Source organism: Aeromonas sp. Prich7-2 (assembly GCF_017939255.1).
GTDB lineage: Bacteria > Pseudomonadota > Gammaproteobacteria > Enterobacterales > Aeromonadaceae > Aeromonas > Aeromonas caviae.
In genome coordinates this window covers 1-14,212 of sequence record NZ_JAGKRI010000010.1, presented here as the reverse complement: position 1 = coordinate 14,212, position 14,212 = coordinate 1, and the positions used below count along the sequence as shown (strand labels likewise).

Annotated in this window: 14 protein-coding genes, 4 tRNA genes and 1 pseudogene; 6 read left to right on the top strand and 13 right to left on the bottom strand. The window is 60.9% G+C overall.

What is annotated here, in order from left to right; translation table 11 throughout:
• Nucleotides 1–169: 169 nt before the first annotated feature.
• The 3 genes from J9892_RS02860 to pncC form a co-directional block, all read right to left on the bottom strand.
• Nucleotides 170–676: a regulatory protein RecX gene (locus J9892_RS02860; protein ID WP_052815401.1), complete on the bottom strand. Its 507-nt coding sequence runs from the start codon at nt 674–676 to the stop codon at nt 170–172.
• 41 nt (nt 677–717) lie between these two features.
• Nucleotides 718–1,782, bottom strand: coding sequence for a recombinase RecA (gene recA, locus J9892_RS02855; protein ID WP_043154135.1), 1,065 nt, complete (start codon nt 1,780–1,782; stop codon nt 718–720).
• A gap of 80 nt (nt 1,783–1,862) precedes the next feature.
• Nucleotides 1,863–2,354 carry a nicotinamide-nucleotide amidase gene (gene pncC, locus J9892_RS02850; RefSeq protein ID WP_029313644.1) on the bottom strand — a complete coding sequence of 164 codons (492 nt, stop codon included), beginning with the start codon at nt 2,352–2,354 and terminating at the stop codon, nt 1,863–1,865.
• A 199-nt stretch (nt 2,355–2,553) separates the two neighbouring features.
• Between pncC and J9892_RS02845 the strand changes: the two genes are divergently transcribed.
• A complete protein-coding gene (locus J9892_RS02845; protein ID WP_052815400.1) occupies nt 2,554–2,961 on the top strand; it encodes a Spy/CpxP family protein refolding chaperone in 408 nt (135 codons plus the stop codon).
• Between the two features lie 263 nt (nt 2,962–3,224).
• Nucleotides 3,225–5,795, top strand: coding sequence for a DNA mismatch repair protein MutS (gene mutS / locus J9892_RS02840; RefSeq protein ID WP_210537972.1), 2,571 nt, complete (start codon nt 3,225–3,227; stop codon nt 5,793–5,795).
• 70 nt (nt 5,796–5,865) lie between these two features.
• On the opposite strand, the gene J9892_RS02835 is transcribed toward mutS, so the two are convergent.
• The gene (locus J9892_RS02835; RefSeq protein ID WP_049636524.1) at nt 5,866–7,464 is read right to left on the bottom strand and encodes a BCCT family transporter; all 1,599 of its coding nucleotides are present in this window, start codon (nt 7,462–7,464) and stop codon (nt 5,866–5,868) included.
• Nucleotides 7,465–7,473: 9 nt separating this feature from the next.
• Nucleotides 7,474–8,001, bottom strand: coding sequence for a hypothetical protein (locus J9892_RS02830; RefSeq protein ID WP_010672814.1), 528 nt, complete (start codon nt 7,999–8,001; stop codon nt 7,474–7,476).
• 163 nt (nt 8,002–8,164) lie between these two features.
• Here J9892_RS02830 and J9892_RS02825 point away from each other — a divergent pair, with 163 nt between their 5' ends.
• A complete protein-coding gene (locus tag J9892_RS02825; protein WP_010672813.1) occupies nt 8,165–8,644 on the top strand; it encodes a MarR family transcriptional regulator in 480 nt (159 codons plus the stop codon).
• Nucleotides 8,645–8,911: 267 nt separating this feature from the next.
• Here J9892_RS02825 and J9892_RS24555 read toward each other — a convergent pair whose 3' ends face one another.
• The 7 genes and pseudogenes from J9892_RS24555 to plsY all read right to left on the bottom strand — a co-directional run bounded on the left by J9892_RS24555 (nt 8,912) and on the right by plsY (nt 10,993).
• On the bottom strand, nt 8,912–9,280 hold the full coding sequence (locus J9892_RS24555) for a hypothetical protein (protein WP_223930540.1): 369 nt from the start codon (nt 9,278–9,280) through the stop codon (nt 8,912–8,914).
• A gap of 395 nt (nt 9,281–9,675) precedes the next feature.
• Nucleotides 9,676–9,897: pseudogene (locus tag J9892_RS24550) on the bottom strand (hypothetical protein); the annotation flags it as partial.
• Between the two features lie 19 nt (nt 9,898–9,916).
• Nucleotides 9,917–9,992, bottom strand: a tRNA-Asn gene (locus J9892_RS02815).
• Between the two features lie 8 nt (nt 9,993–10,000).
• Nucleotides 10,001–10,076 (bottom strand) — tRNA-Phe (locus tag J9892_RS02810).
• 3 nt (nt 10,077–10,079) lie between these two features.
• Nucleotides 10,080–10,155, bottom strand: a tRNA-Thr gene (locus J9892_RS02805).
• Between the two features lie 52 nt (nt 10,156–10,207).
• A tRNA-Phe gene (locus tag J9892_RS02800) sits at nt 10,208–10,283 on the bottom strand.
• A gap of 47 nt (nt 10,284–10,330) precedes the next feature.
• Nucleotides 10,331–10,993: a glycerol-3-phosphate 1-O-acyltransferase PlsY gene (gene plsY / locus J9892_RS02795; protein ID WP_029314836.1), complete on the bottom strand. Its 663-nt coding sequence runs from the start codon at nt 10,991–10,993 to the stop codon at nt 10,331–10,333.
• A 171-nt stretch (nt 10,994–11,164) separates the two neighbouring features.
• Between plsY and folB the strand changes: the two genes are divergently transcribed.
• The 3 genes from folB to J9892_RS02780 all read left to right on the top strand — a co-directional run bounded on the left by folB (nt 11,165) and on the right by J9892_RS02780 (nt 12,645).
• Entirely contained in the window at nt 11,165–11,536 is a 372-nt protein-coding gene (folB, locus tag J9892_RS02790) for a dihydroneopterin aldolase (RefSeq protein ID WP_010675798.1), read from the top strand.
• The gene (gene folK, locus J9892_RS02785; protein ID WP_103858835.1) at nt 11,536–12,045 is read left to right on the top strand and encodes a 2-amino-4-hydroxy-6-hydroxymethyldihydropteridine diphosphokinase; all 510 of its coding nucleotides are present in this window, start codon (nt 11,536–11,538) and stop codon (nt 12,043–12,045) included. The genes folB and folK overlap by 1 nt, the downstream gene beginning before the upstream one ends.
• Before the next feature lie 117 nt (nt 12,046–12,162).
• A complete protein-coding gene (locus J9892_RS02780; protein ID WP_042864868.1) occupies nt 12,163–12,645 on the top strand; it encodes a YbaK/EbsC family protein in 483 nt (160 codons plus the stop codon).
• A gap of 9 nt (nt 12,646–12,654) precedes the next feature.
• On the opposite strand, the gene mdtD is transcribed toward J9892_RS02780, so the two are convergent.
• A complete protein-coding gene (gene mdtD / locus J9892_RS02775; protein WP_010675801.1) occupies nt 12,655–14,043 on the bottom strand; it encodes a multidrug transporter subunit MdtD in 1,389 nt (462 codons plus the stop codon).
• Nucleotides 14,044–14,212: the final 169 nt, after the last annotated feature.

Genomic DNA, 14,212 nt, shown 5'->3' with positions numbered 1-14,212 from the left:
CCAGCGTTTGGCAGCAGCACCCGCAAGCACGTCGCAACAGGGGGGCTTCGGGATGCCTCGCTCGACCACAGGGCCACCATCGACAGACCCGGCGAAGGGCTGATATTCCCCACCAGCCGCACCGCACACCAAGGGAAATCCTGCCCATAGGTCCAACCTCGGCGCGCCACTATTGCTCACCTTGCATGGCTGAGAGGGCGTAACGGGCTTGCTCCTGGGTAAAACCACGCCCCATCAGATATTTGAGCCACTTCAGGCGCAGTTTGAAGTCGGCAAAGTCGGTCGCCTTTGCCCGACGCGACAACAACGCAAGCGCCAGTTCGAACCAGTCGAGCTCGGGTTGATCCAGGGCCGCCTCGATCTGGGTGTCATCCAGCCCCTTGCGACGCAGGTCGAAGCGGATCCTGAGCGGACCATGGCCTTTGGCCGCACCGGCCCGCACCGCCATGGCACCGTAACGATCGTCATTGACCCAGCCATAGCCACGGCAATGGTCGAGTACAACGGCGACCACCTCCTCCTCGAATCCCTTCTGACGCAGGCGTCTGGCCAGCTCGGATTCAGCACTTTCGCGGCGGGCAAGACTGCGCATGGCAAAGGCGCGGGCGGCGGCGACCTGCTCTTCAAAGGTCAATTCGACGGGCTCGCCCGGCTCGTTCACTGATTCATCCACCATAAACAACAAGGCCGGGTATCAACCCGGCCTTTCCTCATTCCTTATTCGAACTCTTGTTCGTTTTCGGCTTCAAACTCGGCGTATTCGGCAGCCGTGGCCTTCTCCTCCACCGGCGCGGCGCCGGAGAGCAGCAGCTCGCGCAGCTTCACTTCCACCTCGGCAGCCAGTGCCTTGTTTTCGGAGAAGAGCTTCATCACGTTGGCTTTACCCTGGCCGATCTTCTCGCCGTTGTAGCTGTACCAGGCACCCGCCTTGTCGATCAGCTTGTGCTTGACGCCCAGGTCCACCAGCTCGCCCTCCTTGGAGATGCCGGCACCATAGAAGATCTGGAATTCAGCCTGCTTGAAGGGTGGCGCCACCTTGTTCTTCACTACCTTGACGCGGGTCTCGTTACCGACCACTTCGTCACCCTCCTTGATGGCGCCGGTACGACGGATGTCCAGGCGCACGGAAGCGTAGAACTTCAAAGCGTTACCACCGGTGGTGGTCTCCGGGCTGCCGAACATGACACCGATCTTCATCCGGATCTGGTTGATGAAGATGCACAGGCAGTTGGCGTTCTTGATGTTGGCGGTCAATTTACGCAGCGCCTGCGACATCAGACGAGCCTGCAGGCCGACGTGGGAGTCACCCATCTCCCCTTCGATTTCCGCTTTCGGGGTCAAGGCCGCCACGGAGTCGACGATGATGACGTCGACGGCATTGGAGCGCACCAGCATGTCGCAAATCTCCAGTGCCTGTTCACCGGTATCCGGCTGGGAGATGAGCAGGTCGTCGACGTTGACGCCCAGCTTGGCGGCATAGATAGGATCCAGTGCGTGCTCCGCATCGACGAAGGCACAGGTCTTGCCCTTCTTCTGGGCTTCGGCGATCACCTGCAGGGTCAGCGTAGTTTTACCGGACGATTCCGGACCGTAGATCTCGACGATACGACCGCACGGCAGACCACCGATCCCCAGCGCCACGTCCAGAGAGAGGGAGCCGGTGGAGATGGCTTCGATATCCATGGTCTTGCTGTCGCCCAGACGCATGATGGAGCCTTTGCCAAACTGCTTTTCGATCTGGCCCAGCGCAGCCGCCAGTGCCTTCTGTTTGTTCTGATCCATGCCAATCTCCGCTGGGAATCGTGAGTAAGAAGTGAAGTTGGGCTAAGTATACTGTTTATGTATACAGTATCAAGCCCAATTTATTTGAGCAGTGCCAGGAGTCCGGACAAGGCCTGTCTGACCGCCTGCTGGCGCACCTGATGGCGATCCCCATCGAAACGTGCGAGCAGGGAGTGGTGACGACCGGTACGATCTGCCCAGGCAAACCAGACAGTGCCGACCGGTTTCTCCTCGCTGCCACCACCAGGCCCGGCGATACCGCTGATGGCCACGCAGATACCCGCATCGGAGCGAGCCAGGCAGCCCCGGGTCATCTCCAGCACCACGGGTTCGCTGACGGCGCCGTGGCGCAACAGGCTGTCGATGCTAACGCCGAGCATCTGCTGTTTGGCTTCGTTGGTGTAGGTCACGAAACCGCGATCGAACCAGGCAGAGCTGCCGGCAGTATCCGTGATGGCAGTGGCAACCCCGCCGCCGGTACAGGATTCCGCCGTGGCGGCCAGCCAGCCTCTGGCCAGCAGTGCCTCGCCCAGTTCCCGGGATAAGCGGGAGATCTCTGCTTCAAGTCCCATCATCGCGTCCTCTTCCGGCCTCTTCCAGGCGAAATATGGCGCTCATTATGCAGTTGCCCCGCTCCTCGGGCAACCGACCCCGGGGCCACTGCGTCAGCAAGTTGTCGTCGCTTAAGCTCCAGTACATGGCTGCTCGTTATCATGTTCCAACACCGCCATGCATGCGGTTTCCATCCCATCAGACCAAGGAGAAAGCCGGATGATGCATCCGTTCAACGTCGCCATGACAGCCCTCGCAATGTGTATCGCCACCCATGCCTTTGCCACCGAGGGCACCGCCGAGCTGCAGAGCGAGACCACCCTGGCCCAGGAGCTGAACCTCTCCAGCGCCCAGGTGGAGCAGATCAAAGGGCTGCGCGAGCAGGCCACCAGGGAGCTGGGCTCAATCAAGCTCGATGCCATCGGCCAGGACGTCATCGTCAACATGATCAAGTCCGGCAAATGGGATGAAGTGGCGGCGAGGAAGCAGTTGCAGACCATCAGCGACGTACAGGCCGAGGCCCGCTACCATCGCGCCCACTACCTCTTCGAGGTGAGCCGGGTGCTGACGCCCGAGCAGAAAGCCAAGCTGCACGAGATGCTGAGTGGCGGCGAGGCCATGTACTAAGGGCGACACTCTCCCCGTCTCTCCCATCCCCGCATCCGTGCGGGGATGCTATTTCTCCTCCCCCATGCCTCTTTTCGGCCAGGCTCCCCCCAGGCCACTCTGGTCAGCATCATCCGGATGCACAGATCCGCGACGGGATGCCGGCTTTGCCCCCAAGACGGAGATTCCTCCTCACCATCTTGCCTCGAGCATGTAGAATGGCCCCCAGATTCAGACCCATGACGGCAGACGTTTGCCCGCAAGAGCACCTTCTGGAATAGCACATGACAGCACAATACCAAGCGCCAGGCGCCAACTTGAGCGCCCACACCCCCATGATGCAGCAGTATCTGACTCTCAAGGCCGAAAACCCGGAGATCCTGCTGTTCTATCGCATGGGTGACTTCTACGAGCTCTTCTACGACGACGCCCGCAAGGCCTCCCAGCTGCTCGACATCTCCCTGACCAAGCGCGGCCAGTCGGCCGGCAGCCCCATCCCGATGGCCGGGGTGCCCTATCACGCCATCGAGGGGTATCTCGCCAAGCTGGTACAGCTCGGCGAATCGGCCGCCATCTGCGAGCAGGTGGGGGATCCCGCCACCAGCAAGGGGCCCGTGGAGCGCAAGGTCATTCGCATCATCACCCCGGGTACCGTCTCCGACGAGGCGCTGCTCAGCGAACGGCAGGACAACCTGATCGCCGCCGTCTACCACGATGGCCGCCGCTTCGGTTACGGCACCATGGACATCGGCTCCGGTCGCTTCTTCATCAACCAGTTCGAGAAAGAAGAGACCCTGCTGGCGGAGCTGCAACGCACCAATCCGGCGGAGCTGCTCTACCCCGAATCGTTCGCCTTCCTGCACCATGTCGAGGGTCGCCGCGGTCTGCGTCGCCGCCCGGAGTGGGAGTTCGAGCTCGGCACCGCCCGCAAGCTCTTGTGCCAGCAGTTCGGCACCCAGGATCTGGTGGGCTTTGGGGTCGAGCAGAGCGAGACCGCCCTGTGCGCCGCCGGCTGCCTGATGCAGTACGTGAAAGACACCCAGCGCACCGCCCTGCCCCACATTCGCAGCGTGCGCCTGGAGCAGCCCGATCATGCGGTCATCATGGATGCCGCCACCCGCCGCAATCTGGAGCTGACCCAGAATCTGGCTGGCGGCCACGACAACACCCTCTCCGCCGTGCTCGATTGCACCGCCACGCCGATGGGCAGCCGGCTGCTCAAGCGCTGGATCCATCAGCCGATCCGCGACCGGGTGATCCTCAAAGGTCGCCAGAGCACCATCAAGGAGCTCATCGAGCAGAACCTCTATGACGAGTTGGGCGGATTGCTGCGCCAGGTCGGTGACGTGGAGCGGGTGCTGGCGCGTCTCGCCCTGCGCAGTGCCCGCCCGCGCGATCTGACCCGGTTGCGGCAGGCTTTCGCTCAGCTGCCCGAGTTGCAGCGGCTGCTGGCGGAGAGCGAGCACGAGGCGGTGCAGCAACTGCGCGAGCGGGCGAGCACCTTCCCCGAACTGTTCGACCTGCTGGAGCGTGCCGTGATGGAGGTGCCGCCGGTGCTCATCCGCGATGGCGGCGTCATCCGTGAAGGGTTCAATCAGGAGCTGGACGAGCTGCGGGATCTGGCCAACGGCGCCACCGCCAGCCTGGCCCGCATCGAGGAACGGGAGAAGGCGCTCACCGGCATCAACACTCTCAAGGTGGGCTACAACAAGGTGCACGGCTTCTATATCGAGGTGAGCCGTGCCAACAGCCACCTGGTGCCGGCTCACTACATCCGCCGCCAGACGCTGAAAAACAACGAGCGCTACATCATCGATGAGCTGAAGAAGTACGAGGACAAAGTGCTCACCGCCCAGGCCCAGGCGCTGGCGCTGGAAAAACGTCTCTACGAAGAGCTGCTCGACGCCCTGCTGCCCCACCTCGGCGATCTGCAGGAGTCTGCTGCCGCACTGGCGGAGCTGGACGTACTGGCCAACCTGGCCGAGCGGGCAGAGACCCTCGACTATCGCTGCCCCACCCTCATCGATGAGGATCAGATCATCATTGAAGCGGGCCGCCATCCGGTGGTGGAGCAGGTGATGACCGACCCCTTTATCGCCAACCCCATCCGGCTGGAGAGGGAGCGGCGGATGTTGATCATCACCGGCCCCAACATGGGCGGTAAGTCCACCTACATGCGCCAGACTGCGCTCATCGTGCTGCTGGCCCATATCGGCGCATTCGTGCCCGCCGACAGCGCCCGCATCGGCCCCATCGACCGCATCTTCACCCGCATCGGGGCGTCGGATGATCTCGCCTCCGGCCGCTCCACCTTTATGGTGGAGATGACCGAAACCGCCAATATCCTCAACAACGCCACCGCCCGCAGTCTGGTGCTGATGGACGAGATTGGCCGCGGCACCAGCACCTACGACGGCCTCTCCCTGGCCTGGGCCTGCGCCGAGCAGCTGGCGAGCAAGATTGGCGCCTACACCCTGTTCGCCACTCACTACTTCGAGCTGACCCGCCTGCCCGAGCTGATGAGTGGGCTGGCCAACGTCCACCTGGATGCGGTGGAGCACGGCGACACCATCGCCTTCATGCACGCGGTGCAGGAAGGTGCGGCCAGCCGATCCTACGGCCTGCAGGTAGCGGCGCTGGCCGGGGTGCCGAAATCGGTGATCCACCAGGCCCGCCACAAACTGCACGAGCTGGAGAGTGCCACTCCGGTGGCCGCCGGCGAAAGCCGTCCGGCTCCGGTAACTCTCGCCCCGCAACCCCATCCTGTGGTGGAGGAGCTGGCAGCAGTTCGCCCGGACGAGCTGACCCCGCGCCAGGCCCTTGACCTGCTCTATCGACTCAAGCAGATGCTGTAGCTACCGACCGCCGAACAGGCATGAAAAAGGGGAACCGCGAGGTTCCCCTTTCGTTTGACAGAACCTGTCATCAGCCCGGACCGATGCGATCCATCAGGCTCAGATTGACCGACCCCGGATGGCGCTTGAGCTTCTGCCTGTATTCGAACTGGTGCTGGCTCTCCTGTTTGAGCCCCTGCATCAGGGAGTAGCACATGGCCAGCATGATGACCGAGAAGGGCAGCGCGGCGATGATGCTGGCGGCCTGCAGGGCGGCAAGCCCGCCGGAGACCAGCAGAATGGCCGCGACCAGCCCCTGCCCCAGTCCCCAGATGGCACGGTGCAGCACGGGGGGATCCTGGTCGCCGATGGAGAGCAGCGTCGTAATCACGAGCGTGCCCGAGTCGCTGGAGGTGATGAAGTAGGTGCAGATAAGCAGGGTCAGCACCCCCTTGGCAATCCAGCCGAAGGTCTCCCAGTGCAGCAGTTCCACCGTCTTGTAGAGCGCCATGGTGACATCCTGATTGACCGCTTCCACCACGCCGCCGCCACCGAACAGCTCCAGGTTCATGGCAGTCCCGCCGAACACGGTGAGCCAGAACATGCCGAGCAGGGAGGGCACCAGCAGAACACCGAGCACGAATTCACGAATCGTGCGGCCCTTGGAGATGCGGGCGATGAACATGCCGACAAAGGGTGCCCACGCGATCCACCAGCCCCAGTAAAATGCGGTCCAGCTAGACTGCCAGGCCGAGGTACCGTTGGCTTCGGTATTGGTCCAGAAGCTCAGCTTGACGATGTTCTGCAGGTAATCACCGATGTTCTGCACATAGGCGTTGAGTATGTAGGTGGTCGGCCCCAGCACCAGGAAGAGGCCCAGCACGAACACGCTCAACCAGATATTGAGTTCGGAGAGGATCTTCACCCCGCGCCCGACGCCGGAGATGGCCGACAGGGTGGCAATCAGGCTGATGCCACCGATGAGCCAGAGCTGGTTCGCTTGTGACACGCCCATGCCGAACATCTGATTGAGGCCGGTGTTCATCTGGGAAACTCCCAGCCCAAGGGAGGTCGCCACCCCGAACACGGTACCGAACACCGCCAGCACGTCGGCGGCATGGCCCCAGAAGCCGTAGATGCGATCGCCAAGAATGGGGTAGAGCACGGAGCGGATGGCCAGCGGCAACTTGCGCCGGTAGCTGAAGAAGGCCAGCGACAGGCCGACGATCACATAGATGGCCCAGGGGTGCAGACCCCAGTGGAAGAAGGTGAGGCGCATGGCGATCTGGGCCGCTTCCGGCGTCATACCTTCGGTGATGAAGGGGTTGCCCTGCAGGTGATACATGGGCTCGGCGATACTCCAGAACACCAGGCCTATGCCCATGCCTGCGCTGAACAGCATGGAAAACCAGGCAAAGTAGCCAAACTCCGGTACCTGGTCGTCGTCGCCCAGCCGGATGCTGCCAAAGCGGCTGAACATCAGGTAGACGGCGAAGAACAGGAACAGGGCGACCACCAGGATGTAATACCACTTGAAGCCAGCAATGATGGTGTCCTTGGCCCCGGTAAACCAGGTGCCTGCGGTATCCGGATCAAAGACGCCGAACAGCAGGAAGAGGGTCACGACGGTCAGGGCCGTCATGGCCATGGTGGGATTGAGGCCTTTCAAAAGCCCTTTGGTTGCTCGCATCGGGCCTCCTTAGTCGTTGTTGAAAAAGTCTTCACCCACGTGATCGCCGGCACCGCCGATGGCGCGATAGGCCAGACGACCTGCCACCTGCTCACGGTGATCCACCAGGGTCACCGACGGCTGGCCGTTCACTGCGTGGCGTTTGCCGAGGAAGATAGCCATGGGCACCCCCAGATTGGAGACACCGCTGGTGATCCAGAGGCGGTTGAAGTCATAGGAGCCACCGATGAACTCCAGCTGTGCCAGCCCATTGTCCAGACCCGCCAGATAAAAGTTCATGGCACTCTCGTCGGGGAAGAGGTGAACCAGCACATAGGCATAGCGCAGCTCATTGACCAACTCCTTTAGACTGAAAGAACCTGTGTTGCTGCAAGAGAGCGGCAGCTCACCATCGTAGTGGTGTACCTTGAGGTTGTTGGGGTCCTCGTCATAGGCAGGTTGATAACGCACAAATGCTGCGGTGTCCGGCAGTTCATAGCGAACTCTGACCACACGCAGGTCGGCAACCAGGGACTTGATATCCAGGTCGTCATGCATGATTTCACTCCTCAAATATCGGGTTGGAATGGGGCAATTGTCCGATAACCTAACACAATATTCATTAGAGCTAAAACCATTACATCAAAAACCATATTGACCTTGTTATGGATTAGGCGGAGAATTTCGCGCCTCTCCACAGCCCTGCGATGACCCAGACCCCATGGAAAAACATGATGAAGTGCTGATCGCCCTGCGCCAGATCATCCGTGCCATCGACATGCACTCCAAGCGCTTGATCAAGGAGGCCGGCCTGACCTCGCCTCAACTCCTGCTGCTCAAGGGCATCGACGAGCTTGGCCAGATCTCCATGCGCCAGTTGGCGGATCACACCAACATGAGCCAGGCCACCGCCACCACCATCATGGACCGGCTGGAGAGCCGCCAGCTGGTACAGCGCATTCGCAGCGAAACCGACAAACGCAAGGTGCATGCAACGCTCACTGACGCGGGACGCGCCCTGCTTGCCCAGGCTCCGACCCCCTTGCAGGAGAGTTTCATTCAACGTTTTCAGGCGCTGGAGAACTGGGAGCAAGGGTTGTTGCTCTCATCCCTGCAACGCATCTCCGCCATGATGAATGCCGACGGCATCGATGCCGCCCCCGTGCTGAGTGTCAGCCCCCTGACCGAAGAGCGGGCCTGAAATCCTGAAGTCCGTTTACATGTTTTCAGTTAACTTCTGGCACTCAGAACCCGATGTACCGCATCGGGGATTCTGCATTGCGAGGCCTAATGCGATCATTCTAGGTTATAACTACCCACCACCTTATGCACCATCTTCCTCGTCTACACCAGGTCCTACGGGCTTTGCTACAGCAACTCTCCTTTCAGTATCCCGTTCACCCGCTCTGCCAGCGCATTCTGATAACAGTCATACCCATCAGTCATCGAGTACTGTACTCCGTACCGTTCATACAGCGTCTGATTCAAGCCTGAGCAATACTGCACCCTGCCGTCCGAGTGATGGATAAACTCCCCGCTGCCACGCCGTTGCTTCAGTGCTCTGCGCCATCACAACCAACTCAGCATGCATCCCTTCGTGCACGTGATGCCCCGCTATCTTACGCGAGCAGGCATCCGTCACCAGGCTCAGGTAGAGTGGCCCGCTCTTTGCCGGCAGGTAAGTGATGTCGGCAACCAAGACCTGCCCTGGCGCCACCGCAGTGATTTTCACCGGGCCGGGTTTGAGCAAGTTGGGATGGCGATAGAAACGCTGAAAACTGTGGAGCGTCTTGTGATAGGCCCGTTTGGGCTGCACCAACAGACGGTGCTCGGCCAATATCCTAAACAGTCTGTCCCACCAGACCGTCAGCCCAGCATCGTCTTGGCCCTGCAGCAGATAATGCTACTTGTGGATGCCCACCCGTAGTGAACTTTGCGCACAAAGCTCACTACCTGCTGCCCTTGTGCATGACGCAGGTCGGCGACCCGATTGCGATTGTAGTCAGCCTAACGGTTTATTCCGAGGAACCAGCAAGCACTGAAGATGGTCAGCTTTTCGACATACCGCTGCGAGAGAGCTTACCAGGTCGTTTTTTACGATTGAGGCGCCTTCAAAGAACTGAGCCTCCAGGCTCATCTGCGCCAGCTACTCGAGCTCCTTGATACGCTGTTCAGACATTTGGTTGCCGGGATCAGGCATGATGTGATCCTGCCAGCTCTAATCGATGCTCCCTGGCTCCAACCCTGCAGACCATGCTTATGCAACCATACCAGAATGGTCGAATTGCCCTGAATGCCATATTGGAATTGTGTCTACTGGTAGGTGAGTTCACCTTTTTCAATCTGCTCGACCAGGGACAATTTAAACCTCAGTGAGTAATCGCGCTGTGTGCGTTTCACAAGGTATAAGCCATATTCAGGACGGGGACAGTGGGAAAAGAAAAAGCCCAGCATTGCTGCTGGGCTTTTTATTTGGCTCCTCCTGCTGGGCTCGAACCAGCGACCTGCGGATTAACAGTCCGTCGCTCTACCGACTGAGCTAAGGAGGAATTATTCGTGGTGCCCAGAGACGGAATCGAACCGCCGACACGGGGATTTTCAATCCCCTGCTCTACCGACTGAGCTATCTGGGCAAATGGTGCCGGCTACCGGAATCGAACTGGTGACCTACTGATTACAAGTCAGTTGCTCTACCTACTGAGCTAAGCCGGCACACTTCAAACCATTGTGCATGAACACGTTTTTATTTCATGGCACCAAAATATGGTGCCCAGAGACGGAATCGAACCGCCGACACGGGGATTTTCAATCCCCTGCTCTACCGACTGAGCTATCTGGGCGTGGGCGCTATTAAACGGATTTTAGGGCAGGTGGTCAACGGGAAATTTCACTTTTCGTCTCGTTCGTCTCTTTTTTGCGCAGCATCATCCATTTTCATCACTTCTGCTGGCGGGACCGCTCCCCGGCGCCCCCAGAGGCGGGACTCCTCCCCCTTGAGCAGGCGGGTAATATTCTCGTGATGACGGATCAGGATGAGACAGGAGAGCAGGGAGACCGGCAACGTGTATTCCGGTTTGAGCAGATAGGTAAAGAGCGGAGTCAGCAACACGGTCACGATGGATGCCAGTGACGAATAGCCGCTCACCAGCAGCACCAGCAGCCAGGTGGTGATGACGGCGCCCCCCATGGCAAAGCCGATGGGCAGCATGGTACCGAGGGCGGTGGCGACGCCCTTGCCGCCACGGAAGTGGAAGAAGAGGGGGTACATGTGGCCCAGACAGGCGGCCACCCCGATAAAGCCGAGGTAGACGGGCTTGATCTGCAGATACCAGGCGAGGTAGACGGGGGCCATCCCCTTGAGCACGTCGAGAAGCAGTACGATCAGCGCCGCCATCCGGCCGCCGAGGCGCAACACATTGGTCGCCCCCGGGTTGTGGGAACCATGGTCACGGGGATCCGGCAGACCCGTGATGCGGGAAACCAGCACGGCACTGGACAGCGAGCCGCCCAGATAGGCCAGAATAATCATCAAAATCGTCAGGGCCGTCATCTTGGTCGTTTTTACCACGATATGAATGGGGTATGATGCGGGCCACATTCCCAGGCCCGGGCTTGCCCGAAAGCGTGTCGCCCAAACCGGCCGCCAGCGGCAATCTGCTTGCCGGGCCTGCATCCCTGCGCTGTTTTCACAGCCCATCAAGAGTAAAGAAGAAGTACTGTCATGGACAAGGTGTTTATTCGCGGACTCGAGGTTTTGACCACCATAGGTGTATATGAGTGGGAGAAGGGCATTCGCCAGAAGCTCTGTTTCGACCTCGAGATGGGGTTTGACAATCGCCCAGCCGCCGCAACCGACGATATCAATCTGGCGCTGGATTACGCCACCCTCTCTCGCAAGATCTGTGATCACGCCCAGGGCAAGATAGTGGAGCTGGTCGAGACCATGGCCGAGCAGGTCGCCGCTCTGGTGCTGGAAGACGAGCGGGTACAGTGGGTCAAGGTGACCCTGACCAAACCGGGTGCCGTGCCCAATGCGGCAGGCGTCGGGGTCGAGATCCTGCGCCATCGCACGCCGGCTGCGAGCGCCAACTGATGACCCGCATCTATATAAGTCTGGGATCCAACATCGCTCGGGAACGCCATATCCGCGCCGGCCTCGATGCCCTGCACGCCGAATTCGGCGAGTTGCAGGTCTCCCGGGTATTCGAGAGCGAGGCAGTGGGCTTCAACGGCCGCCCCTTCTACAACCTGGTGGTGGGTGCCGATACCGAGCTGCCCCTGGCGACCCTGTGCCAGCGGCTGCGCGCCATGGAGTTCGCTCACGGCCGCGAGCCGGATGCCAAGAAGTTCGCCCCGCGCACCCTGGATCTCGATCTGCTGCTCTACGGCGAGCTGGTCTGCGAGACACCGCTGGTGCTGCCGCGCGGCGAGATCCTCACCAACGCCTTCGTGCTCTGGCCGCTGGCGGAGCTGGCTCCCACATTCCGCCACCCCATCGATGGTCGCACCATCGGTGAGCTGTGGGCAGGTTACGACAAAGCCTCCCAGCGCCTTGACCCCATTCCCTTCCACTGGAAAGCGGGCGAATTGCAGCATCACTGAACAACAAGGGCACCCTCGGGTGCCCTTGTTGATGACTCCGCTGATGATGGATAAGAAACGGTGATTGGGCCTGCGCCGGTGCAAGTGGCAGGATGACCGCCATCACAGGAGAACCCCATGCCACTCGATGCCATTCACGACTTCAACCGTCAGTTGCTCACCGACCTGCCCCACCAGCGCTTCGAGCACGAACCCATCCTCGATTACGCCACCGACGAGCGGGTCAAGGCTCGCCTCGGCTGGCAGGCCGAGTTCAGCAAGACCCTTTTCCTCAAATTCAAGGATGGTCGCTTCGCCCTGCTGCTGACCCACAGAGACGGCCGGCTCGACAGCAAGGCGGTCAAGGCGGCGCTCGGTGCCAAACCCTCCATCTGCACCGCTGACGAGATGCAGACCGAGATTGGCTGCCTGCCGGGAGCCGTCTGCCCCTTCCTGCCACGCGCCGACATCCCCCTGCTGGTGGATCCCGTGCTCATGAATCACCATGCCTTTACCTGGACGCCGGGCCACCCCGAGCAGACTTTCCTGCTGGAGACCACCCACCTGGCCGGACTGCTGGCCCGATTACCCTGCGACGTGAGCTACCTGCCCGCCCCCTGAGCCTGGGACTCAGCGCTTTTCCCGCGCCAGCTGGGCGAAGATCAGCGCCGCCAGCATGGACATCAGGCCGATGCACAGATAGGTGAGGTGGAACCCCTCCAGCCAGCGGCCACTCTCCTCGGGCTGGCCGATGGAGAAGAGTCCCAGCAGGCTGGCGGCGATGGCCACCCCCAGGCTCATGGAGAGCTGCATCACCACCGACAGCAGACCGTTGCCGCTGCTGGCGTGCTCGCTGCTGAGATCCTGCAGGGTCAGGGTGTTCATGGCGGAAAATTGCAGGGAGTTGATGGCGCCAAAGACCGCCAGCCACACCAGCAGTACGCCGTGGGGCACCTGGTTGTCGATGAAATAGAAGCTCGCGATCATGGCCCCGAGCGCCAGGGTGTTGCCGATCAGGATGCGGCGATAACCGATGCGCGGAATGAGCTTGTTCACCAGCGTCTTGGTCAGCATGGCGCCGATCACCGTGGGGATCATGGTCATCCCCGCCTTGCTCGGGGAGAAGCCGAGCCCCAGTTGCAGGAAGAGCGGGGTGAGAAACGGCATGGCGCCGCTGCCGAGGCGGGCAAACAGATTGCCCCAGATACCGATGGCGAAGGTGGACGTCTTGAACAGCGCCAGACTGAACAGGGGCTGCTCCGCCGTGGCGGCATAGAGCCAGTAGCTCGCCATGGCGGCCAGACCGAACAATACCGCAAACAGGGCCCAACCGGTTGAGATGCTGTGCTCCCCCAGGCCTTGCAGACCGACGGATACCAGCACCATGCCGACACTGAACAGCACAAACCCCTGCCAGTCAAACCTGGCGGTGTGCTGGCGAAGGTCGGGCATGAAGTGCCAGCTCGCCACGAAGCCGAGCAGGCCCACCGGCAGGTTGATGAGGAAGACCCAGTGCCAGCTCGCCACCTCCACCAGCCAGCCCCCCAGGGCCGGGCCGATGAGGGGGCCGAGCAGACCGGGGATGGTGACGAACGACATCACCCTCAGCAGCTCATGCTTGCTGTAGACCCGCAGCACCGCCAGACGCCCGATGGGCATCAGCAAGGCCCCCCCGACCCCTTGCAACACCCGGGCGATCACCAGCATGGGCAGGGTGTTGGCGATGGCACAGGCCAGGGAACCCAGAGTAAACAGCAGGATGGCGACCAGATAGACCCGGCGGGTGCCGAATCTGTCCGCCAACCAGCCGGAGGCGGGAATGAGCAGGGCCACCGTCAGCATGTAGGCGATGATGACGGACTGCATCTGCAGCGGACTCTCGCCCAGGGCCTCGGCCATGCTGGGCAGGGCGGTGTTGAGGATGGTGCCATCCAGTGTCTGCATGAAAAAACCGACCGCCGTCAGCCAGGGCAGCCATTTGCGCTGGGCGGGCGTCACCATCGGGGAGCTGTCAGGCATGGTTCTGTCTCTCCTCATCACATAAGAAAATCTATGGTCACCCCCTTTTTTGCAACCTTGATTTCGGGTGTTGTGGTTGGCTTGCTTAAATCTATCCGGCGTCTTGATGGAGAATGTTCTCCGCGCCACGATGAGAATCGCGCCTGACTGTCCTAAAAAGACCCTCGGC